Genomic DNA, 22,731 nt, shown 5'->3' with positions numbered 1-22,731 from the left:
AAAGCAAAAAGAATATAAAATAGTGTTAATTTGTAAAATCCCATTCATTAATATGATTAATTTTAGAAAACATAGCATATAGTGGGAAGTTGTTATCTTTTAAATATTTACTAAATGCTAATTTCATACTATTCAATAACTCAGGTTCTTTATCAATAAGATTATTTACTTCATTTTCATCTTTTTCTAAATCAAATAATTGATCTTTATCAACACCATTAAAGATATATTTTATATTATCTTTAATATACATTCTCTGTGTTACTATAACGTCAAATGCCCCAAGGCCTTCACACATTATTTCATTTGACCAGTTAATATCAAAATTATCAATAAACGGTAATAAAGATCTACCTTCATTATAATCTTTTTTTTCTCCAGCTATATCTAAAACAGTTGCATAAAAGTCATTTGTTGATACCAATTTATCATTATGGTATGATTTATAATTTTTAATTGCAGGTTTAAGTAATAGAGGGATATTAGTAATATCATCATACATACCATAACTTTTATTTTCTAATCCACCATGAACACCTTGATAATCGCCATGATCAGTTGTGAAAATAATAACTGTATCATCATAAATATTCTTTTCTTTTAAATAATCAAATAATCTTCCAATTTGATTATCAATGTGAGAAATAACAGCATAATAATGTCTAAGTGTATTTTCAAAGAAACTCCAAGGTTGCTCCCCTCTTCTTATTATATCTAGCATTCTAGGATGATTTTTTATATTTTCATCAAAACTATCCCATTTAGGTATTTTAACATTTTTATATTTTTCTAAATATTCACTAGGTGCAAAAAAGGGTTCATGAGGTCCCCAAAAGTTGAGTGACAAATAAAATGGTTTATCCTCTTTAGTAGAATCATCTATCAAATTAATAGCTCTCTCTACTAAAAAGTATTCAATTGTACTCTCAATTGGAGATTTAACCTCCCCAACTGTTGAATGATCTCCAATATTTTTATAACCAGTCGTGTTTTCAATCTCTAAGGTTAAATTATTATCTTTTAAATATTGTTTAAACTGATCAAAATGCCATCCACCTTGACCATGTCCTGGAAAATCATCACCAATAAAGCCAACTTCAGTTGGTACAGTTCCATATTTTTCATATGCTGCAACATCCCATTTATTTTCTTCTTTTAATGCCTTTAATAACTTATCTCCATCAAAATCACCTTCTTTCTTAGTCCCAAACCCTAAATGCCATTTACCAGTATATAAAGGCGAATAGTTAGCCTTTTGAAGTCTTCTAGATAAAATTATTGGTGAATCTACTAATTCATGAGTACTACACCCATTTTGGAAACAATTTGTTTCCATACCTGTAGTCGATGGGAAAAGACCTGTTTGCATACTACACCTAGCTGGTGTACATACAGGACAAGTAGTATATGCTCTATCAAAAATAATAGAGTGATTGGCTAATTTATCTAAATTAGGCGTACTACAAAGAGTACTATTATTATAGAAACTTAATGAGTCTTTTCTGTGTTGATCTGTACAAATAAATAAAATATTTTTCTTTTTCATAACTTTCCTTCTAGTTTTGAAAAAGTATAGCATGCTATTTTTACAAAAACAATAAAAATAACTATTTAAATAATTTATATAAATAATTAACTATTTGTTAACTTAATAGATTATTTCTTTAAATTTAAAATGCAAGAATGTAAAAGATATTGATATCTTTCCTTTGCCCATTTAATGCCAAGGTCAGGGTTTCTTGACTCAAGTGCTTTTAATAATAATTCATTGACTTCAATAGTTACTTTGATATCTTCCCGAAATTTAAACTCAGAGTTAATAACTTCCATAATATAGCTTTGATATTGGTGCATTATTTTAGGAATATAATTATAATTGCTTATTAGAGTCATTTTTTCAAAAAAATTATTAGTTTCTTCATCAGCATCTTCTAATAAATCAGCATTTAAAAAAGCCAATTTTCTTTTTATCATTTTAACAGATTCTTCAATATCACTATCACTTGATTTGTCTAAAAACTCTATAATCAATTCTTTTTCTAACATTTCTCTAATTTTAATAAATTCTAAAAAATCTGTATTATCAACTCTTCTAACAAAATACCCACGTCTTAGTTTATATTCAACTAAATTATCTTCAGCTAATTGATTTAATGCATAAGAGACATGAATTTTATTAACACCTTTGTCTTTAGCTAATTTTGTTTCAATTAGCCTTTCCCCAGTTTTAAGTTCACCTTCAAAAATCTTATTCTTTAGCTCTTCATATATCTCTTCACTTTTTTTATTAATACGTGCCATATAATTCCCTTTAGAAAAAATATAGCATAATTCTTTGTTATTTAATAGTAAAAAGATATCTATTTTAAAATAATTAACTTTTATCAGTTTTTTATATTAAATTCTGAAACAAATCAAACAATAAATTCTAAAATAAAATAATCGATTTATTTAGCATAAATATCTTAAGTGATACAAATAGGCATATTTTAGAGAGTATTTACTATTTTATTAGTGCATTAATAGATTTATATTATAGTTACAAACAAAAACTGATACATAGAATAAATAAAAAAAATCATATAAGGAGTCATAAAATGGCAGATAAACAATTTGGACGTAATGGATGGACACCAGAGAGAATTAAATCATTAAAAGGAAAAACTTTCTTAATTACTGGAGCTACAAGTGGAACAGGCTATGAAGCTACAAAAATACTTTTATCTAAAGGCGCTAAAGTAGTAATGCTTAATAGAAATCCTAAAAAATCAGATGACGTAATTAATAGATTAAAAACACAGCTTAACAATAATATTGATGTTTCATATATTTTAATTGATTTAGGAGATTTATCTTCAGTTAGAAAAGCTGCTAATGAAGTTCTAAAGAAAGTTACAAGAATTGATGCTCTTATGTGTAATGGGGCTATTGCTCAAGTTCCTAAACAAAAATTAACTGTAGATGGGTTTGAAAGCCAACTTGGAGTTAATCACTATGGACACTTTCTACTACAAAGTTTACTTTTCCCATTAATTGAAAAATCTAATGGCCGTATTGTTACAGTTGGTAGTATGGGTTATGATATGGGAATAAAAACTATTAAGTTTGACGATATGAACTGGGATAAAGATTATACAGGGAATAATGCTTATAGTCAGAGTAAACTAGCTCAAATCATGAGTATTTATGAATTACAAGATCGTCTAAAAGCTGCGGGTAAAACAAAAGTAAAAGCTTATGCTTGCCATCCAGGATCATCTAGAACTTCATTAATTACTACTAGTGGTAACTTATTTATGAGATTATCCTTTAAACTAATGACTCCATTAACTCAATCAGCTGAAAAAGGTTGTTATCCAGAATTAATGTGTGCAACTGAAAAGAACTTAGATGAAAAAGGATTTTATGGTCCAACAGGTAGAAGCTATTGGGTAGGACCTGTTGGAGAATGTAAAATTAAAGCTCATGCAAAAGATAAAACAGTTGCAAGAAAACTATGGGATATTTCAGAAAAAGCAACTAAAGCTAAATGGGACTTCTAATTATTTATTTAATAAAACAATAATATAAACCGTGGTTAATCTAAAAAAGATTCATTACGGTTTTTTTTATTAAGGCATTTATTCTTTTTAAATCAATTCGATAATTTATTTTTATTTTTTGACTTTATATTTTATCTTTTATTCATTATTATTTTATATATAATAAATAAAGGTTCTATTTATGAATAAAAATAAAGTATTAGAAGCTGAGAGAGAATTTTTATCTCTCTATCCTAGAGGATTTGATAGTGTTGAAATGCAACAAATTAAAAAAAAGCATAATACACAAAAGCTACATGAATATTATCTAAATGCATTTAACAAAACAAATTTTGACAACATTGATAAAATTATTGAAGAAATGATAAAAGTTGTTCAAAAATCTTCAATGGTTTCCCTTTTTGAAAAACCTAAATTTAGAGATTATTTAAGATCTTTATCTTATGATGATAAAGAATTATTAGTAGAAGGATTATATTCACTTTTATTCGAAAATCAAGAAATAGGTTTCAATCAAATGCTTTTTGTCCTTCAAGATGGAAAGTTAGCTAAATGGACAATTATTTCAACTTTCTTGTATTATAGTGCACCAAGTACTGAAGTGTTTTTAAAACCAACAACTGTTAAAGAAATAATTAGAATTCTTGAAATAGATTCATTAACGTATAATCCTAAACCTAGTTATAAATTCTATGTAGAATTTAGAAAAATCATTAATGAAATAAAAACATTATGGGGCAATAAACTAGGAAATGATAATGCAGGAATAACAGGTGTTTTAATGATTATTCTTCCATCTTTATCATCATAAAAACATCTAAGTTTTATAAAAAAGGATTTATTATAATAAAATATTTTTCGTTTATTCTATTATAATTTAAACTATTTTTTCATATTTGTTAGATAAAATAATTTTTATGCAAAATAAATATTGACAAAAAGTATAACTATAATTATATTGTTCATATTCCAATATGGGAATATGAGTATATGACCAAATTTAATAACAGGAGTTTCTAATGGAAAGACTTAATGAATTTCTAAAATTAGCATCAAATGAAGATAGATTTAGAATGATTGTTCTATTGTATCAAGAAGAATTATGTGTCTGCCATATTACCGGTATTTTAGGACTAAGCCAACCTACCGTATCTAAAAATATAACTAAATTTAGAGATACAAAATTTGTAGAATCAAGACATGATGGAAAGTTTATTTATTATTCTTTCAAACCAAAAGAAGATCAAATTGCTAATTTTCTATCAAATATAGTTAAAAATATAAACAATTATCCGTCTCTCATGTCTGATAGTATCAAATTAGCTAATAAAGATAATTATATGGTAAGTTGCTCTAGATAAGAATTATAATCATTTTTTTGATTAAAAAATATATTTATTAAGGATGGAAAAATTATGGAAATTAAAGTATTAGGATCAGGATGTCCAAAATGTAAAAAACTAGAAGCAAATGTAGTAGAAGCTTTAAAAAATAAAGGATTAACAGCTACTATTGATCATGTTACTGATTATGCACAAATCGCAAGTTATAACATCATGAGTACTCCAGGACTAGTTATTGATGGCAAAGTTGTTTCAGCTGGAAAGTTATTAAAACCTAAAGCAATTGAAGAGTTATTAAATTAATAAAGATCACCTAACTAAGGATATATAATATGTTTACAAAAATATTATACTTTGTAGTTGCAGTTTGTTTGATTATTTCCTTAATTAGGGATAAGACAAAAACCAAAAAAGCTTTAAAAAAAGCTTGGAAAGCCTTTGAAAATATACTACCTCAATTTTTAGTAATTATATTAATTATTGGTATGTTATTGAGTATTCTTAATGAAGAAGCTATTAGTAAATTATTAGGAAGTCAATCAGGTTTTATTGGCGTTTTAATTGCTTTAATAATTGGTAGTATTACATTAATTCCAGGGTTTGTTGCTTTTCCTCTAGCTGCTGCATTATTAAATAATGGGGCTGGAGTCTCACAAATTGCAGCTTTTATTTCATCGTTAATGATGGTTGGAATTGTAACTTATCCAATGGAGAAAAAGATGTTTACTACTAAAGTTACTGTACTTAGAAATTCACTTGCTATTGTTTTTTCAACTCTTGTAGCATTTATTATGGGAGCGATTTTATAATGACTATATTTATTAAAAGATATAAATGGTTTTTAATTATTTTAACTATAAATATTATTATTGGAATTGTTTATCCTGATATTGGAAGAACATCTTTTAAAAACACTGAATCTAATTTACTAGAAATATTATCAGTAATACCCCCTATTTTTATTCTATTAGGATTACTTGATGTTTGGGTAGATAGAGAAACAATGATTAAATATTTAGGAAAAGGTTCTAAACTAAAAGGATTTTTAATTGCACTTCTTTTAGGAAGTGTTGCAGCAGGGCCTTTATATGCTGCTTTTCCGATTGCTCTTTTAATGGTAAAAAAACGAGCAAGCTTGTTTAACATCTTTGTATTTATAGGGGCTTGGTCAACCACTAAAATTCCAATGCTAACTTTTGAAATGGCTAGTTTGGGTTTAAATTTCACACTTACTAGATTGTGTTGTAGTTTGATTGGTATTACTATAATTGCTTTTATTTTAAACAGTTTCATAAATGAAAATGATGAAAAACAAATTTATGCAAATGCAGAAAATATGATTTAAATAAATAAAATTATAATAATAAAAAATAGACCTAATTTTATTAGGTTAGGATTTTTATTACCAAAAATAATTAATTTAATAAAGAAAATAAAAAAGAATAAATAAAGGAATTTATCATGTTTAATTGGTTAGATTATCTTGTTACCTTATTGGTAGAAAACGTATTTAAACTAGAAGTTGAAAGTGCTTGGGGCTCAAGTATACATTTCTTCTTTTATGACACAATAAAAATTATAATTCTTCTTAGTATGATGGTATTTGCTATATCATATATTAGAAGTTTCTTCCCACCGGAAAGAACAAAAAAGATATTAGGTAAATTTAGTGGAATTACTGGTAACATAATAGCTTCCTTATTAGGTATAGTAACACCATTTTGTTCTTGCTCTTCAGTACCAATATTTATTGGATTTGTTGAATCAGGGATATCACTAAGTTTTACTTTCAGCTTTCTAATTACATCTCCAATAGTAAATGAAGCTGCCTTTGCAATTTTATTAGCTTCTTTTGGATGGAAAATAGCAGTTGTTTATGTAATTACTGGAGTTATTGTTGGAATAATTGGTGGTATTATTATTGGTAAACTTCATTTAGAAAAAGAAGTAGAAGAATATGTATATGAAAAAAGAAATGGTACTGATTTTATACCTGAAATGGGTATTAAAGAAAGAGTAGATTTTGCATGGCAAAATGTAAAAGATATAGTTCAAAGAGTTTGGATCTTTTTATTAATAGGTATTGGAATTGGAGCTTTAATTCATGGTTATGCACCAGCTGAGTTACTAAGCAAATATGCAGGACCTGATAACCCTTTTGCAGTTCTTGTAGCTGTTATAATTGGTGTTCCTTTATATTCAAATGCCCTAGGTACAATCCCTATAGCCGAAGCATTAATTGCTAAAGGTGTTGGGATTGGAACAGCTCTATCATTTATGATGGCAACAACAGCATTATCCCTTCCTGAGATGATATTACTAAGAAAAGTAATTAAGCCTAAATTAATTGCAGCTTTTTTAATAATTACGGCCGTTGCTATAGTGATTGTTGGATATTTATTTAATCTATGGGCGCCTTTCTTAATGGCTTAAATTCAAAATAAAAAAAAGTTCTATTTTACTAGAACTTTTTTTTATTTGTATATAAATACAAAACTATACTTTTGTTATTTAAATTAGATTTCAACAACCTTTATCATATTTGTTCTGCCAGGAGATCCAACAGGTACACCTGCAGTAATAACAATTTTATCACCTTCTTTAATATATCCTAAAGTTTGTAAATACTTAGGAGCCATTTCTAATAAATCATCTAAAGAACTTAAATGCGGTATTAACATTGGGGTAACTCCCCAAGAAAGAGCTAAGCGTTGTGCTGTTTGGGCAAAAGGTGTATATGCAATTATTGGAACTCCTGGTCTATATTTAGAAATAAGACGAGCAGAACCACCTGAATGTGTAAAACAAGCTATATATGCAGCTTTTATTTCCATTGCAAGTTCACGTGTTGCAACCCCAACTGCTTCTGTTGTACTTTTCTTTCTATTAATTTCAATATCTTCTTGATTCAATCTTTGATCTAATACAAGTCTTTGATAAGTCAAACTAGATTCAGTGTGAGTTATTATTCTCTTCATAATTTTCACTGCACGTAGTGGATAATCTCCAGCTGCAGTTTCACCTGATAACATAACAGCACTTGTTCCATCAAGAATTGCGTTAGCTACATCCCCAGCTTCCGCTCTAGTTGGCCTAGGATTTGATATCATTGATTCAAGCATTTGGGTTGCTGTAATTACAGGAGTACCTGTAAGATTACATTCTCTAATTAAAGTTTTTTGAATTACTGGAACTTCTTCAGGAGAAGTTTCAACACCTAAATCTCCACGAGCTATCATAATTACACATGTTTCTTTAATTATATTAGCAATATCAACTACAGCTTCAGGTTTTTCTATTTTAGAGATAATTGGAATTTCTCTACCATATTTTTTATACATAAACTTTTTCAAAGCAATAACATCTTTAGAACTTCTTACAAAAGATAAAGCAACAAAATCAAGATTATTTTTAAATGCAAAATCTAAATCATTTTCATCTTTTTTTGTATAAGAAGAAAGGTGTTTAAGAGAAGCTTCTGGCAAGTTAACACCTTTTCTTGGTTTTACAACACCTCCATCCACTACTAAAGTAGTAATAATTTTCCCCTCAACCTTTGATACTTTTAAACAAATAAGTCCATCATCTATTAATACTCTATCTCCACTTTTTACTTCTTCGTGAAGATATGGATAATCAATACTAATTAACTCTCTATTACCAATACATGGTTCAGTTGAAATCTTAAGAGTTTCCCCTTCATGAACTGTAAAAGATGGCACATCTAATTTACCTACTCTTATTTTTGGGCCTTGTAAATCTTGAAAAATGGCGATAGGTGTATCAAGCTCGTCAGATACTTGTCTAACCCAATCAACTGTAGGTTGATGTTCTTCACTGTCTCCATGGCTAAAGTTAAGTCTAATAACTCTTGCTCCTGATTCAATAATGTCACGAATCATCTCATAGCTTCTAGAAGCAGGTCCAATTGTAGCTACAATTTTGGCATTAGTTGTGTTGTCTTTCATAAGTTACCTCTTATATATATGATAAGGCAAATATTTCATACGTCAAGCTTAGAAAAGTTTCTCTCCTAATGAAAAATTGCATATAAGTGTAAATATAATGAATAATATATAAGAATAATTATTATGATTGGACAAATAAACAAAAAATTATTCTTATTTAACACTATCAAACACGTTATCTTATCTGACTTCAATTTAAATAATTGCAATTATTAATATTTTTAACTTAAAACAAAAAATGAAATTTTTATTACTTAGGATAATTACTAAATTAAATGTAAGAAAACTATAATAAATGTTATTTGCTACTAATAAATAATATTAAAAATAAAATATTAAAAATCTCAAAAACTAGTATAAAAAAATACTAAATTTTGATATACTCAGCAGTTATATAATTCCTGGAGGATAAATTTATGAAAAAGATTGCATTATTGATGGTTCTTTTAGCAAGTACTACCTCTCTATTTGCTCAAGGTTACCAAGAGATGCCAGAATCTAAAACTGTAACAGTTTTAGCAACAACAGATATTCACTCTGATGTTTGGGGATTTTCCTATGAAAACGACAAAGAAACTAAAAACACAGGTATGGCAAGAGCTTATACTTATGTTAAAAAAGTAAGAGAAGAAAACCCAACAAATGTTATCTTAGTTGATAATGGAGATACAATCCAAGGTAACATTCTAACTGATGATATCTACAACAAAGTAGATGGACCACATCCTATTATACAAGCAATGAATTATATGAGATATGATTCAATGACATTAGGAAACCATGAATTCAATTTTGGGATTGATATGGTAAATAGAATAATTGCACAAGCTAACTTTCCTATTTTAGCAGCTAATGTTAGTTATGTTGATAATACACCATTAGCTAATTCATACACCATTATTGAAAGAAATGGAACTAAAATTGGTATTATTGGTATTACTAATCCAAATGTACCAACATGGGATGGAGAAAAAGTTTCTGCACTAAAATTTAAAGGTGGAGCTGAAACTTGTAGAGCTGTTGTAGATGAAATTAAAGATCAATGTGATGTATTAATTTGTGTTGCTCACTTAGGTGAAACAGCAGAATTTGACCAAGATTACGAAAGCGATGCAGGACTTAAAATTGCAGAAGAATGTCCTGAATTAGATATGCTAATGTTAGGCCATTTCCATAGCAATGTTCAAAACGAAGTTAATGGTGTAAAAATTCTTGAGTGTAAAAAGAATGCTTCATCAATCGCTAGATTTGACATCTCTATTAACGAATATAATGAAGTAACTGGTGTTGAAACTCAAATAGTTGATATGGCAGATTATGAACCTTCTAATGAAATAAGAGAACTTTCTATCGTTAGTGAAGCTCATCAAGCAACTCGTGATTTCATTAAAGGCGGAGTTAAAGATGAAAATGGCGAAGTACAAAGTGTTGCTTTAGGTGTTGCAAGTGCTACTTTCCAACCTGAAAATGAAATGATGGGCATTCCTGAAGGTAAACTAAGAGATACTGCTGTAATAGATTTAATTAACAAAGTTCAATTAATGAATAGCGATGCAGATGTAGTAACTGCTGCTTTATTTAAAGATACTAGTGATTTACCAAAAGGGGATTTAAACTATGGAAATATTTTTGATATCTATAAATATGATAACACATTATATACTGTAGAAATTACTGGCGCTGAATTAAAAGAATATATGGAATGGGCTGTTAGAGGCTTAAATACATTTAATGAAGGTGATTTAAATATTTCCTTTAATGAAGAATATCCAGGATACCTTTATGATATGTTTGCTGGTGTAAATTATGAAGTAAATGTTTCTAAACCAATTGGAAGCAGAATTGAAAATGTAACATTTAAAAATCAACCTTTAGATCCTGAGCAAAAACTAATCTTAGGTGTTAATAATTATAGATATTCTGGTTTAAAAGCTGCTAAGATTATCTCAGGTAAGAGAAATTGGGAAAGCTCAAACTCTATTCGAGATATGATTGTTAACTACTTAGAAGAAGAAGGTACAATAACTCCTGAAGTTGATAACAACTGGAAATTAACTGGTTACAGTTGGGATGAAACCTTACGTAATAAAGCTTGTGAACTAGTTAATAATGGCACTATTGAAACTCCTTATTATAAGAGTCTAACTGAAGCAGATTTATAAAAAATTATATTTCTACAAACAGAAAACAACCTCGCCTTTCTTTAAAAGTGAGGTTGTTTTTCTCTTTAATATAAATTTAATTAATAGGATTCTCTTATTCGATTTAATTTTTGAGTTCTTATAACAATTGAAAAAATAAAGAAATCTTTAACTGAATAATACCCCAAACTTCAATTCAAAAACGGTCCACTATTTTGTTTCTTTTTCCAAGCTAAAGTATCATCATATTAATAACTAACAGCTATAATTATATCTAGAATATGAAGTAAATACTCCATATAGATGGCTATATTGTCTATTAGTAGTATAACCATAATAATTTTTTCAGATTTAAAAAATCAAGTAAATCTTTGCCACCACGAAAAATAATTCTAAAATACTAATAAATATTCAAAACGATTATTATAACTATTTTTCTAGATAATTTTTAATTTAAATAGGGAATATTTTAAATTAGATAGTAAAAAAAATTAGAGGTGTGTATGTTTAAATTCGATATGGCTGGCTCTTTCTAAGTATAATTGTTATCTTATTTTTTAGGGTTATGTGTAATGCTTTTTATTAGAAAAAGATATAAAAGCACATTAAATGATGATGATGAATTTATATTATATTACCTACTATTTAATATAGGTGGTATCTTAATGATATTAAGATCAGTTCTTCCATCTTTAATATCGATAATATTAGCTAATAGTTTATTAATTTATGCAGAAATATTACTTCTTTATGGAATAACTAAATTTTATTATATGAAAATTAAAATTAGATATGGGATAATAGGATTAATATTATACACTTTAGCTTTTATCTACTTTACTTATATCGAAATAAATGTTACCGCAAGAATTTTAGTGTCTGTAAATTCTTCAGTCTTAATTCGTTTGCTAATTATCATTTGCATATTAAAAGAAACAAAAGACTCTTCAAAAAGATCACTCATGCTCCCAATAAATATATTATATTTTTTCTATTGCATGATTCGACTTTTAAATGTATTTATTAGAAAAGAGTCATCAACAGATTATATGGATTATAGTTATGATGCTTTTATTATCTTATTAGATGGTTTATTAGGACTACTAACTGTTATAGGAATATATGATTTAATTGTTAATCGTTTTTCTCAAAATATTGTTGATATTGAAATTAAAAAGAACATTGAACTTGAAAAGCAAACTAGAACTGATAATTTGACAAAATTACTAAATAGAAATGCTCTTTTTGAAGATTATCAAATAAATGATAAATTAAAAGGTAAAATAATCTATTATATTGTTTTGGATAAATTTAAATATATAAATGATAATTACGGACATTCTATTGGTGATAAAGTTTTAAAAACAATTGCAAATAGATTAAGTGAAGTTGCACCTGAAACTAATATTTATAGAATGGGAGGAGACGAGTTTTTAATTATTTCTCCAAGTATATCAAATAATTTAGGAAACGATTTACTTAAAATAATTAAAAAACCAATTTCCTATAAAAATATAGAAACTACATTAAGTGCGAGTATTGAATATTTAGACACAGATGATTTTGAAAATTATGATCTCACTAGAGTAATAAATTTTTCTGATATAGCAATGTTTGAATCAAAAGCTAATGGCAAAAACTGCATTCATAAAGTTTCAATTGATATGCTAGAAAGATTAAATAATCTTTAATAAATTCTATAAATTATAATTATTTCTTAATAAAAACCATAATAAAGTATGCGTATTTAAATTCTTATGTTGGGATTTTTAGAGATTAATAAAACAAACAGAATAAACTAATTTTTTAGTATTTTATGTTCATTCTTCGTAAGTTAAATAACATCTAAATCTTCCACTATTTTAGTACATTTTAATAGATAAAAAAGTATTTATTTCTGAATAATGTCCGATAAAAACTTTTTTAATCAACAACATTATTCAATATATAAATATTTTAATTCTTTATATAGTATATAATTATATACTAATAATTTTATACCCTATTACCTTAGTATGAAATAATATTTGCGACATAAAAAAAGTGAAATAAAAAATTTGACATATCTAATTTATCGTTGTATGATAAATTAAGTTTTTATGGTGCGCACATAAAAACACTTTCTAATTATTTTCTAAAAAAAATAGAAATTCAGAGAAAAACAAAGGGGTATTTTATGAAAAAAAATATTAAATTAATTACTATCTTATTATCTTTATTATTATTATTAGCTAGTTGTAATAAAACAGAAACTACTAATACAGCAGCAGCTGATTCCAATCAGAAACAAACAGAAGAATCGTCAGGATTAGATGGTTATCCAAAGAAAAGCATAGAATTTTTAATCCCAGCTCCAGCTGGTGGATTAGTTGATATTGCAATGAGATCTTTAGCTGATATAGTTGATTTTGGAAAACCTGTTGCTGTAGTGAACAGAGCTGGTGCTGGTCAATCAATTGGTCTAACTGAAGTTGTATTAAATGAAGCAGATGGTTACACTATAACAGCTGCTGGATTTGCAGGCTATATTATTCAACCTAATATGGTAGACTTAACATATTCTGTTGATGATTTTAGATATCTAGCTGTAAACAACCCTCCTGAACCACAAATCATTATCAGTAGTGCAGATTCAAAATATAAAACATGGGAAGATATAACTAATGCATTAGAAAATGGTGAAACAGTATCATATAGTGCTGCAAATTCAACAGGTTTTGGTAGAATTGTAATGCTAGAAGTAACATCACAACAAAATATTGAACCTAAGTTCTTACCTTTCTCAGGTAGTGCAGAAGGTTTTGCTGCTCTTCTTGGTGGTCAAATAGATTTCTATATTATTGATGCAAGTGTTGCAGTTCCTCGTATTTTAAACAACCAATTCACAGGATTAATGGTAGCATCTGATAAGAGATTAGATACAGTTCCTGAAGTACCAAGTGCAAAAGAATTAGGTCTAGAAAATATGGAAGATTTAATGGGTTATACTGCTATTGCTGTTAAAAAAGACACTCCAGATGCAATTGTTGATTATATCAAAGAAAAAATTGACGAAGCTCAACAATCAGATGCTTATAAAGAATATTTAACAAATGTAATTGGTACTAATAGCGAAATGCCAAATTATACAGAAGAAGAAGTTACTGAGTTAATATATAATTCATATGAAATTATTACAAGAAATATGGATAAATTTAATTTAGGCAAATAAAAACTATATTATATAAAGGATAATTTATTATGGAAAAAAAGAAAATATGCAAAGAAATAGCAGTGGGACTTACTATTGTTGCTATTAGTTTATTCGTTGCATTAATTTTAATTCCTAACCAAATAGCTCTTAGCAATGCTGGTAGTGAAAGTAGTAGTTTAAATACTAGATCTTTCCCTTATTTAGCAACTGGTTTGATTGGTTTTTCAGCTTTGATTCATTCAATTAGTTACTTTTTCAAATATTTAAAATTAGAGAAAGAACCAAAAGAAAATGAATCTATTGGTGAAAAAATGAATATGAAAGCTGAACTTAAGGCATTATTAGTATTTGTATTATTTTTAGTATATGGAATTTTATTCGATAAATTTGGTTTTGTTATATCGTCACTAATAATTCCACCACTAGTATTGTTCTCATTAGGTAGCAGAAACAAGTATCACTATATAAGTATATACACTTTTAATATTTTGATATTTTTAATATTCCAATTTTTACTAAATATACCATTAATCAGATAGGAGCTTATAATGTTAGCAGTAGTTTTAGAAATATTTAAATTATCCAACCTTCTTATAATGAATTTAGGTGTATTTATAGGAATTATGGTAGGTGCACTTCCAGGTTTAACAAGCGTATTTGCTATTACAGTTTTGTTACCTTTCACTTTTGGAATGGAAACCATCCCTGGAATGTATCTTTTACTAGGTGCATATTGTGGAGGAGTTTTTGGTGGCTCAATAACAGCAATTGTTATTAATACACCAGGTACTCCTGCAGCAGCTGCAACTATATTAGATGGTTATACTTTAGCAAAAAAAGGTAGAGCTGGTGATGCACTAAAAAGTGCATTAGTCGCTTCAACATTCGGAGGTCTATTTAGCTGTTTTGCGCTATTATTTGTAGCACCATCATTAGCTTCATTTGCATTAAAATTTGGACCTCCTGAATATTTTGCACTATGTTTATTTGGATTAACAATTGTAATTAGCTTATCTGAAGATAATCTATTAAAAGGATTAATCTCAGCTGGATTTGGACTATTATTCTCAACAGTTGGTATAGATGCTAATGCAGGTGTTCCTAGATTTATGTTTGGAAACATAAATTTATTAAATGGAATAAGTGCAATCGTTGTAATGCTTGGTATTTTTGCATTAAGCGAAATGATTGAAAAAACTCGTTTAGGTATAGATACAAAGCAAGAAAAAGTTGAATTAACAAAAGCTTCTATTAAAGTAACTGATATACTTAAACATAGAGCAATATTATTAAAATCTTCAATATTTGGAACAATTATTGGAGCTGTTCCAGGAACCGGTGGAGCTATAGCTGCTTTCTTCAGTTATAACGAAGCAAGAAGATCATCAAAACATCCTGAAAAATTTGGTACAGGTTGTATTGAAGGTATTATCGCACCAGAATCATCAAATAATGCTGTCTCTGGATCAACACTGATTCCATTATTAACTTTAGGAATCCCAGGAGACATTAGTACTGCTGTATTAATGGGGGCATTAACAGTTAAAGGAATTATACCTGGTCCTGAATTATTTGTTGGTGATAAGTTTTGGGTATATAGCATAATGCTTGGATTATTTATAATTAATATCTTCATGTTTACACAAGGCTCTTACCTTACAAAGCTATTTTCAAATGTTACTAAAATATCATTTGTAATTTTAATAGCTGGAGTAATGGTTTTATGTACAGTTGGTGCTTTTGCTATGTCTAATTCAATCTTTGATGTATATATAATGTTATTCTTTGGGCTATTCGGCTACATAATGAAAAGATTTGATTTCCCTCTTGCCCCCATGACTATTGCAATAGTACTTGGAAAGCTAACGGAAACTAACTTACAAAGATCAATGATAATGAGTAATGATAATCCTGCAATTTTCTTTACAAGACCAATTTCTCTTTTCTTTATAATTGTAGCAAGTTTATCAATATTTAACTCAATTTTTAAAAAGATAAAAAATAGGTAATAATAATTACTAAGGAAATATATAAAATGAAAAAACCTAATATATTATGGATTTGTACAGATCAACAGAGATTTGACACACTAGGATGTTATGGTAATAAACATACTCACACACCTAATTTAGATAAATTAGCAAAAGAAGGTGTTTTATTTGAAAATGCTTTTTGTCAAAGCCCGGTTTGTTCTCCAAGTCGTTCAAGTTTCTTAACTGGAAGATATCCTAGAACTACAGGATGTAGAGAAAATGGCCAAAGAATTTTCACAAGTGAAAAAGTAATTTCTAAAACACTTCATGAAAATGGCTATGTTTGTGGACTATCAGGAAAATATCATATTAACCCTGCGAATCCTGACTTCTTCCCACAAGGAGAAGTTAGAATAGACGATGGTTATGATGTTTTTGAGTGGTCACATGGCCATGCTTATAAGCATGCATCAAATGCATATCAAAGATGGTTAAATGATATTGGCGTTGAATATAAAAAAGAAGAATATGATTTTTGCAAATGGATTGAAAAAGGAATGCCAGAAGAATATCACCAAACAACTTGGTGTGTTGAAAGAGCAAAAAGTTTTGTAGATAGTGCTAAAAATTTTGATAGCCCATGGATGTTCTCAATAAACATATTTGATCCACACAACCCTTTTGACCCTCCTCAAGATTATTTAGAAAGATATACTAAAAATCTAAATGATATACCTTTACCTAATTACGAAGAAGGGGAATTAGCTAATAAGCCAGAATATCAAAAGTTATTGCACCAAAGTTGCTTAAATGTAAATCCTGAAAATATTAAAACATTATTACCAGCTAAGATGAGTGATAGCGATCATAGATATGTTAAGGCTGCGTACTGGGCTATGTGTGACTTAATAGATTCTCAAGTTGGAAAAATGGTTGAATATTTGAAAGAAATTGGCCAATACGATAATACTATAATTATCTTTAATTCTGACCATGGTGAAATGTTAGGAGATCATGGACTTTATTATAAAGCAATTAACATGTATGACTCTGCTGTTCATATTCCATTAATAATTCATTATCCTGCAAAATTAAAACCTAGAAAAGTTAAAGCAGTATTAGAATTAATGCATATAGCTCCAACTCTATTAGAAGCAGCTAATCTACCTATAGAAAAAGGAATGCAAACAACTTCTATTTGGGATCAATTAATTAATGAAAAAACAATAGAAAGTGAAGATGTTTATTGTGAATATTACAATTCACTTAAAGAAAACAGAATATCACCTAGAGAATGTTACGGAACAATGGTAAGAAATGAAAAGTTTAAAATCATTTTATATCATGGTACTAGTGAAGGTGAACTATATGATCTAATAAATGATCCAAGTGAAACTCATAATTTATTTGATAACCCAGAATATACAGTTCAAAAGACTGATATGCTAGTTAGATTATGTAATAAAATGTCTTGGACAGTTGACCCTCTTCCAATCAGAGAAGGTGCATTTTAATAAAGCGGTTAAATGATTATTATAAACTTTAATCATTTAAAATATATATTTTTTATATAAACAGAATACAAAACTTTATAGCATGGTTGGAAACAACCATGTTGTATCGTAGCACGATAAATTAATATTTAAATATAAGGAGCACCTATGCGTGTCGTAGAATTAAGAAATGGCTTAGATTTACATGTATATGATAAAGATATCAGAGAACTTGAAGAAGGTGAACTTTTAATCAAAACTGTTAGATGTGGTATCTGTGGGACAGATGTACACAGCTATTATGGAGAAACTATCTTTGGTAAGGTTTTCCCATTCCATATTGGACATGAAGTTTGTGGATATGTTGAGAAAGTTCAATCAAAAAATTCATCATACAAAGTTGGTGATTTAGTTGTTGTAAATCCTTTTTTCACCTGTAACAGCTGTCAAGAATGTTTAATGGACAGAAGCAATAACTGTGAAAATAAAACAACAATTGGGCTTAAAGGTCCAGGTGGATACTCACAATATATTATTGTACCACAAACAAGTGCATTAAAAGCAGACAAAGATTTTGATGTTAATAGATTAACATTAACTGAACCTTTAGCAGATATCATTTATGCAAAAGAAAAATTAGATATAAATAGTAATATGAAAGTCTTAATTGTAGGAGTTGGATCAATTGGATTAATGTTCTTACAATTAATGAAAGGACACATGTTTAAAACTTTAGCAGTATCTGATTTTAATAATAATAAATTAGCAAAAGCAAAACGACTTGGGGCTGATGTAACTTATAATCCTCAAGAAAAAGATAACATTGATGATAAATTTGATATTATCATTGATTGTACGGGTTCTGCAAAAAGTGTACAACAAGATATTAATTATCTAGCTTTTGGTGGACAATTATTAAACTTTGGGGTTTGTGCAAGTGATGCAAAAATTGAAATCAGTCCTTTTGACTTATATAAAATAGATGCAAAATTCATTTCTTCTTTTGCTCTAAACAAAAGTAGTATGCAAAAAGCCCTTGCCGTTTTATCTAGTTCATCATTCAACTCAGATCTTGTAATTGATTCTGTAAGACCTATTTCTCAATTAGAAGATAGCCTTAAAGAAATTCATTCAGGTAAAGTTGATGGAAAAATAATAATTGATACAACAACATAGTTTTTTTTATGTTCTTGGAATCTATTAAAATAGATTTCAGAACATAAAATTATTTGTTATAACATATAGAATTACACATATATATATACCAATATATATATTAATTCTTAAAATTATTATCACAAAGATTTAATTTCTTTATTCTTTATAAGTTATAATACTGTAATATTTGCATATTACAGTATTTTGATTTATTATAAACAATAAATATTTAAAACTCTATATTATTTTGGTGGTTAACTTAAATGACAAAAACAATTGAAAATCTAACTGACAATAAAAGATTAGTTATAACCCTTTTAAGAAAACATAATAAATTAACAAAAAAAGAATTAGCTTCTTTAGGTAATATGGGTTGGGCTACTGTTGTTAAAATTATTAACCAATTATTAGATGATAAAATAGTACAAATTTGGGGAGTAAGTGATAGTGAATATTCAAAGGTTGGAAAAAGTGCTATCTCTTATACTTTAAGTGAAAATTACCCTTTAGCTATTGGAATAGATAATGAATTACTAACAACAAGAATAGTATTAGTTAATTTACATGGGGATATATTATTTGAAAAAAAATATAAAACTCCAAAAACTGTTGAAATAGATGAAAGTTGTAAATTCTTAGAAAAATCTATTCATGATTTTATTAAAATTAATAATATAGATTTAGATTTGATAAAGGGTATAGGAATAGGAAAATCTGGACTATCTTTCCCTTCTATCTTCTATCCAGGACATATAAATATTTCTAAAATTCAAAGAAAATATCTTATGAAGGCTTTTAATACTGAAGTTAGAATCGAAACCAATTCAAGAGTTTATGCATTATTTGAACAATATGTTAATGAACAGTTTAAATATAATGACTTATTTTTCTTACAAATAAGAAAAGGTATTGGAACTGGGATTATTACAGATGGGAATTTATATAATGGTGTTCAAGGATTATCTGGTGAAATCAGTCATATACAAGTAGTTGAAAATGGCACTCAATGCCGTTGTGGTAATTATGGATGTATGGAAACAGTAGTTAATGAAGTATATTTATATAATCAATACAGACAATTAATATTAAAAGAAAACAATTCAAGCGAAATAATAAATGATAAAGTATTACGAGAAGGCTTAGCTGATTTATTTTCTTTAGCTGCTAATAATAATGAAATTGCAATTGATATTGTAAAAAAAGCTGCTAAATATTTAGGTTATTGTATTTCTATGGCAATCATAGTATTAGACATTCCAAATATTATTATAAGTGGACACTTTGGAGAGGATGGAACAATATTAGAAAAATATTTGAAAGAAGAAATTGAGAATCAAATTCTAAAAAATATGCCTTTAAATGTTCATTATGAACCACTTGATACAGAGGGCTTCGTTCAAGGTGCAGCATTCCTTATTTTAAAAGATTATTTATATAACGTGACATACAAAAATAAATAAAAAGGTGTTAAATAGAATGTATTAAAATATCTATTTACACCTTAAATTAATTAGCTCTTTTTTTCTTTATTTTTTAATAATTTATACAACTGCAAAATCAGATCTTTCTAATTTTCTATTCTCTCTTGAAGATTTATAAATTCCTAAAACTATTTCTAAAGTTTTTGTAGCATCTTCTGCTTTAAATGGTACTTCTTTATCATTTTTCAAACAATCATAATATTCTTTTACTTGAGTTTCATGATAATTTCCCCAATAACCTTTACCTTCTACATTAATTCCATAACAACTATTGACTACGATAGGTTCTTCTCCATTAATTTTAATTGTCATTTCAGTGCCTACAAAAGTTGCAACACCATTTTCAAAAGCGAATTCAATTCTAATTGGAGAATTACATACATGATAATTGCATGCAAAGAAAGAATATGAAGTATCAGAATTAAAAGTTATTAAGGCATCGGCTTCATCTTCTACTTCAATAGAAGTTAACTTTCTTTGACTAATATGACCATCAATAGTTTTTACATCTTCATTTAATACATATCTTACTAAATCAATTGAATGAATAGCTTGATCTATAACAACTCCGCCACCTTCTTTTTCCCAAGAACCTTTCCAATCACATTGATAATAACTTGGAGGGCGGTGCCATGCTAAATGAGACCAAACGCCTAATATTTTACCAAGTTTTCCACTATTTTTTAACTCAATTAATTTTTGTATTCCTTCAGAATATCTATTTTGGAAAATCACACCATATTTGACATTAGTCTTTTTACTCATATTTACAAGCTCAAGAGCATCATCTAAAGTAGTTGCAATAGGCTTTTCACTCAAGACATTAATTGATTCATTCATAAAATATAAACAATGTTCTTTATGTAAATAATGAGGAGTTAAAACATGTACTGAATCAACATCACCATGTTTAATTTCTTTATAAGATGTTATAGCTTTACAACCTTGAAAATTTGAAGCAAACTCTTTTGCTCTATCAATATCCTTATCAATAGCATAACAAATTTTTAATGAATCACTCATATTTAAGAATACTTTCTTATACATATCAGCTATTCTTCCACAACCTAACACAGCTACTTTGAATTTATTATTCAATTTATTCTCCCTGGATATAAAAATATTTAATAGCGCTGAAAGCGGCAGAAATAGCTCCATTATATAAATCATATTTTATAAATTTTATTTGTGTATTGTTATAATTACTACTATAAATTTTCTTGTTTAAAATTTCTTTAAAATTTTCTCTATTAACCATATTATCAAACATAAAATTATCTACATATAGTTCATTGGGATTTAACATATTTACGAGATTAGACCCCGCAATTGCTAGATATTGTATTGCCTCATAAATTACTTTTTGAACATCTTTGTCACCATTAATATCTGCTAATAATAAATCTTCTTTAGTCATGCTATCCATAGATCTATCTTTTAAGATATCTTTAAGTATAGAAGCTTTATTTTCTTTGAGTAATTTTTTGCAGTTTGACAATAAAGCATTCTCATTTGCTAATGATTTTAGAGTTCCTTTTTCATTATATAAGTTATTTAAATCAGCTTGAACCGTCATATCCCCTATTTCACCATCAGTTATTAATGTATGGCTATTTACAAAACTACTATAAACATAAGGGCACACAACACCTTTACTTGCAAACAAATATAAAAAAGAAAAATTACTAAACTCAATCTTGTTCATTTCTACTGCGATAGCTCTCGCTTTAACATTATTTATAGCATATGTTCTAATATTTGTTGCTTCAGTTATTGCATTATATATATTTTGTTTTGAATAAAGATATGATGAATTACTAAAGTGAACAATACCTGTATCTTTAACAACTTCACCTAATGTTCCAAAACCAATCCCTTTTATTAAACTTTTACTTATTTTTGTGCTTTTACACATTTCATTTATTGTTTCATTAATTATTTTTAAAAGATCATTTAATTCTTCTTGATTTGTTAATATTAATTTAATCGAAGGATTATATCTCTTTATTATTATTTCACCTAAAAGGTTAGTTAATACAAAGCAAATTCCATATGGACCATTCTCTATTCCTATAAAATATGAACTATTTTTTACATATTCTAAGAGAACAGGCTTTCTTCCAGCCCTTTGTTTAACTAATGAAGAATCAATACTTTTCTCACAAATATCACCACTTTCAATTAAGACATTTGTAATCATAGTAATCGTAGCTGGAGTTAATTTTAATATCTCTGCAATATCATGTCTTGAAATACTTTTTTTTCTATAAATAGTATTTTTAACAAGAGCAACATTTTTAGTTTTTGCTTTTGATAAATTATAACCAGCTTGCTTCATAATGAATAATTCTCCTTACATTATTTTATTATTTTATTCTATTATAACAATAAGGTAAACAATAAATTATACTACGTTGTAATATAATTTCTACAACGTAG

Annotated in this window: 20 protein-coding genes; 15 read left to right on the top strand and 5 right to left on the bottom strand. The window is 27.5% G+C overall.

The features are described 5' to 3' along the window. Positions 1 to 25 precede the first annotated feature (25 nt). Both ACPKM0_RS03425 and ACPKM0_RS03420 read right to left on the bottom strand, forming a co-directional pair. Positions 26 to 1,546 carry a sulfatase-like hydrolase/transferase gene (locus ACPKM0_RS03425; RefSeq protein ID WP_472473406.1) on the bottom strand — a complete coding sequence of 507 codons (1,521 nt, stop codon included), beginning with the start codon at positions 1,544 to 1,546 and terminating at the stop codon, positions 26 to 28. Positions 1,547 to 1,656: 110 nt separating this feature from the next. Next, entirely contained in the window at positions 1,657 to 2,301 is a 645-nt protein-coding gene (locus ACPKM0_RS03420; protein WP_472473405.1) for a GntR family transcriptional regulator, read from the bottom strand. Between the two features lie 296 nt (positions 2,302 to 2,597). Here ACPKM0_RS03420 and ACPKM0_RS03415 point away from each other — a divergent pair, with 296 nt between their 5' ends. The 7 genes from ACPKM0_RS03415 to ACPKM0_RS03385 all read left to right on the top strand — a co-directional run bounded on the left by ACPKM0_RS03415 (position 2,598) and on the right by ACPKM0_RS03385 (position 7,318). After that, positions 2,598 to 3,542, top strand: coding sequence for an SDR family oxidoreductase (locus ACPKM0_RS03415; protein WP_472473404.1), 945 nt, complete (start codon positions 2,598 to 2,600; stop codon positions 3,540 to 3,542). 181 nt (positions 3,543 to 3,723) lie between these two features. Then, positions 3,724 to 4,353 carry a hypothetical protein gene (locus ACPKM0_RS03410; protein WP_472473403.1) on the top strand — a complete coding sequence of 210 codons (630 nt, stop codon included), beginning with the start codon at positions 3,724 to 3,726 and terminating at the stop codon, positions 4,351 to 4,353. A gap of 208 nt (positions 4,354 to 4,561) precedes the next feature. Then, positions 4,562 to 4,903, top strand: a complete 342-nt coding sequence (locus tag ACPKM0_RS03405; RefSeq protein WP_472473402.1) for an ArsR/SmtB family transcription factor — start codon at positions 4,562 to 4,564, stop codon at positions 4,901 to 4,903. A 54-nt stretch (positions 4,904 to 4,957) separates the two neighbouring features. Continuing rightward, complete coding sequence (locus ACPKM0_RS03400; protein ID WP_472473401.1) at positions 4,958 to 5,188, top strand: thioredoxin family protein; 231 nt, start codon at positions 4,958 to 4,960, stop codon at positions 5,186 to 5,188. Between the two features lie 29 nt (positions 5,189 to 5,217). Further along, complete coding sequence (locus ACPKM0_RS03395; protein ID WP_472473400.1) at positions 5,218 to 5,694, top strand: permease; 477 nt, start codon at positions 5,218 to 5,220, stop codon at positions 5,692 to 5,694. Then, the gene (locus ACPKM0_RS03390) at positions 5,694 to 6,230 is read left to right on the top strand and encodes a permease (protein ID WP_472473399.1); all 537 of its coding nucleotides are present in this window, start codon (positions 5,694 to 5,696) and stop codon (positions 6,228 to 6,230) included. Before ACPKM0_RS03395 ends, ACPKM0_RS03390 begins: the two co-directional genes overlap by 1 nt. 116 nt (positions 6,231 to 6,346) lie before the next feature. Beyond that, the gene (locus ACPKM0_RS03385; protein ID WP_472473398.1) at positions 6,347 to 7,318 is read left to right on the top strand and encodes a permease; all 972 of its coding nucleotides are present in this window, start codon (positions 6,347 to 6,349) and stop codon (positions 7,316 to 7,318) included. An 83-nt stretch (positions 7,319 to 7,401) separates the two neighbouring features. On the opposite strand, the gene pyk is transcribed toward ACPKM0_RS03385, so the two are convergent. Further along, the gene (pyk, locus tag ACPKM0_RS03380; protein WP_472473397.1) at positions 7,402 to 8,853 is read right to left on the bottom strand and encodes a pyruvate kinase; all 1,452 of its coding nucleotides are present in this window, start codon (positions 8,851 to 8,853) and stop codon (positions 7,402 to 7,404) included. A gap of 416 nt (positions 8,854 to 9,269) precedes the next feature. On the opposite strand from pyk, the gene ACPKM0_RS03375 reads away from it, so the two are divergent. The 8 genes from ACPKM0_RS03375 (at position 9,270) to ACPKM0_RS03340 (ending at position 20,271) form a co-directional block, all read left to right on the top strand. Further along, entirely contained in the window at positions 9,270 to 11,015 is a 1,746-nt protein-coding gene (locus ACPKM0_RS03375; protein ID WP_472473396.1) for a bifunctional metallophosphatase/5'-nucleotidase, read from the top strand. 551 nt (positions 11,016 to 11,566) lie between these two features. Then, a complete protein-coding gene (locus ACPKM0_RS03370) occupies positions 11,567 to 12,685 on the top strand; it encodes a GGDEF domain-containing protein (protein ID WP_472473395.1) in 1,119 nt (372 codons plus the stop codon). A 485-nt stretch (positions 12,686 to 13,170) separates the two neighbouring features. Continuing rightward, a complete protein-coding gene (locus tag ACPKM0_RS03365) occupies positions 13,171 to 14,205 on the top strand; it encodes a tripartite tricarboxylate transporter substrate binding protein (protein WP_472473394.1) in 1,035 nt (344 codons plus the stop codon). 29 nt (positions 14,206 to 14,234) lie between these two features. Continuing rightward, positions 14,235 to 14,726, top strand: coding sequence for a tripartite tricarboxylate transporter TctB family protein (locus tag ACPKM0_RS03360; RefSeq protein ID WP_472473393.1), 492 nt, complete (start codon positions 14,235 to 14,237; stop codon positions 14,724 to 14,726). A 9-nt stretch (positions 14,727 to 14,735) separates the two neighbouring features. Next, the gene (locus ACPKM0_RS03355; RefSeq protein ID WP_472473392.1) at positions 14,736 to 16,196 is read left to right on the top strand and encodes a tripartite tricarboxylate transporter permease; all 1,461 of its coding nucleotides are present in this window, start codon (positions 14,736 to 14,738) and stop codon (positions 16,194 to 16,196) included. A gap of 26 nt (positions 16,197 to 16,222) precedes the next feature. Continuing rightward, positions 16,223 to 17,674 (top strand): sulfatase family protein, encoded by a 1,452-nt coding sequence (locus ACPKM0_RS03350; RefSeq protein WP_472473391.1) that lies wholly within the window; start codon positions 16,223 to 16,225, stop codon positions 17,672 to 17,674. Between the two features lie 147 nt (positions 17,675 to 17,821). Continuing rightward, positions 17,822 to 18,829 carry an alcohol dehydrogenase catalytic domain-containing protein gene (locus ACPKM0_RS03345; protein ID WP_472473390.1) on the top strand — a complete coding sequence of 336 codons (1,008 nt, stop codon included), beginning with the start codon at positions 17,822 to 17,824 and terminating at the stop codon, positions 18,827 to 18,829. Positions 18,830 to 19,074: 245 nt separating this feature from the next. Next, a complete protein-coding gene (locus tag ACPKM0_RS03340) occupies positions 19,075 to 20,271 on the top strand; it encodes an ROK family protein (protein WP_472473389.1) in 1,197 nt (398 codons plus the stop codon). Between the two features lie 81 nt (positions 20,272 to 20,352). On the opposite strand, the gene ACPKM0_RS03335 is transcribed toward ACPKM0_RS03340, so the two are convergent. Both ACPKM0_RS03335 and ACPKM0_RS03330 read right to left on the bottom strand, forming a co-directional pair. Continuing rightward, positions 20,353 to 21,390 carry a Gfo/Idh/MocA family protein gene (locus ACPKM0_RS03335; protein ID WP_472473388.1) on the bottom strand — a complete coding sequence of 346 codons (1,038 nt, stop codon included), beginning with the start codon at positions 21,388 to 21,390 and terminating at the stop codon, positions 20,353 to 20,355. Position 21,391: 1 nt separating this feature from the next. Beyond that, positions 21,392 to 22,630, bottom strand: coding sequence for an ROK family protein (locus ACPKM0_RS03330; protein ID WP_472473387.1), 1,239 nt, complete (start codon positions 22,628 to 22,630; stop codon positions 21,392 to 21,394). Between the last annotated feature and the right edge of the window lie 101 nt (positions 22,631 to 22,731).

It is taken from the genome of Pleomorphochaeta sp., assembly GCF_050031695.1.
Classification (GTDB): Bacteria; Spirochaetota; Spirochaetia; order Sphaerochaetales; family Sphaerochaetaceae; genus Pleomorphochaeta.
Note: the sequence above shows the minus strand (reverse complement) of the source record. Positions and strands in the feature narration are given on the sequence as shown.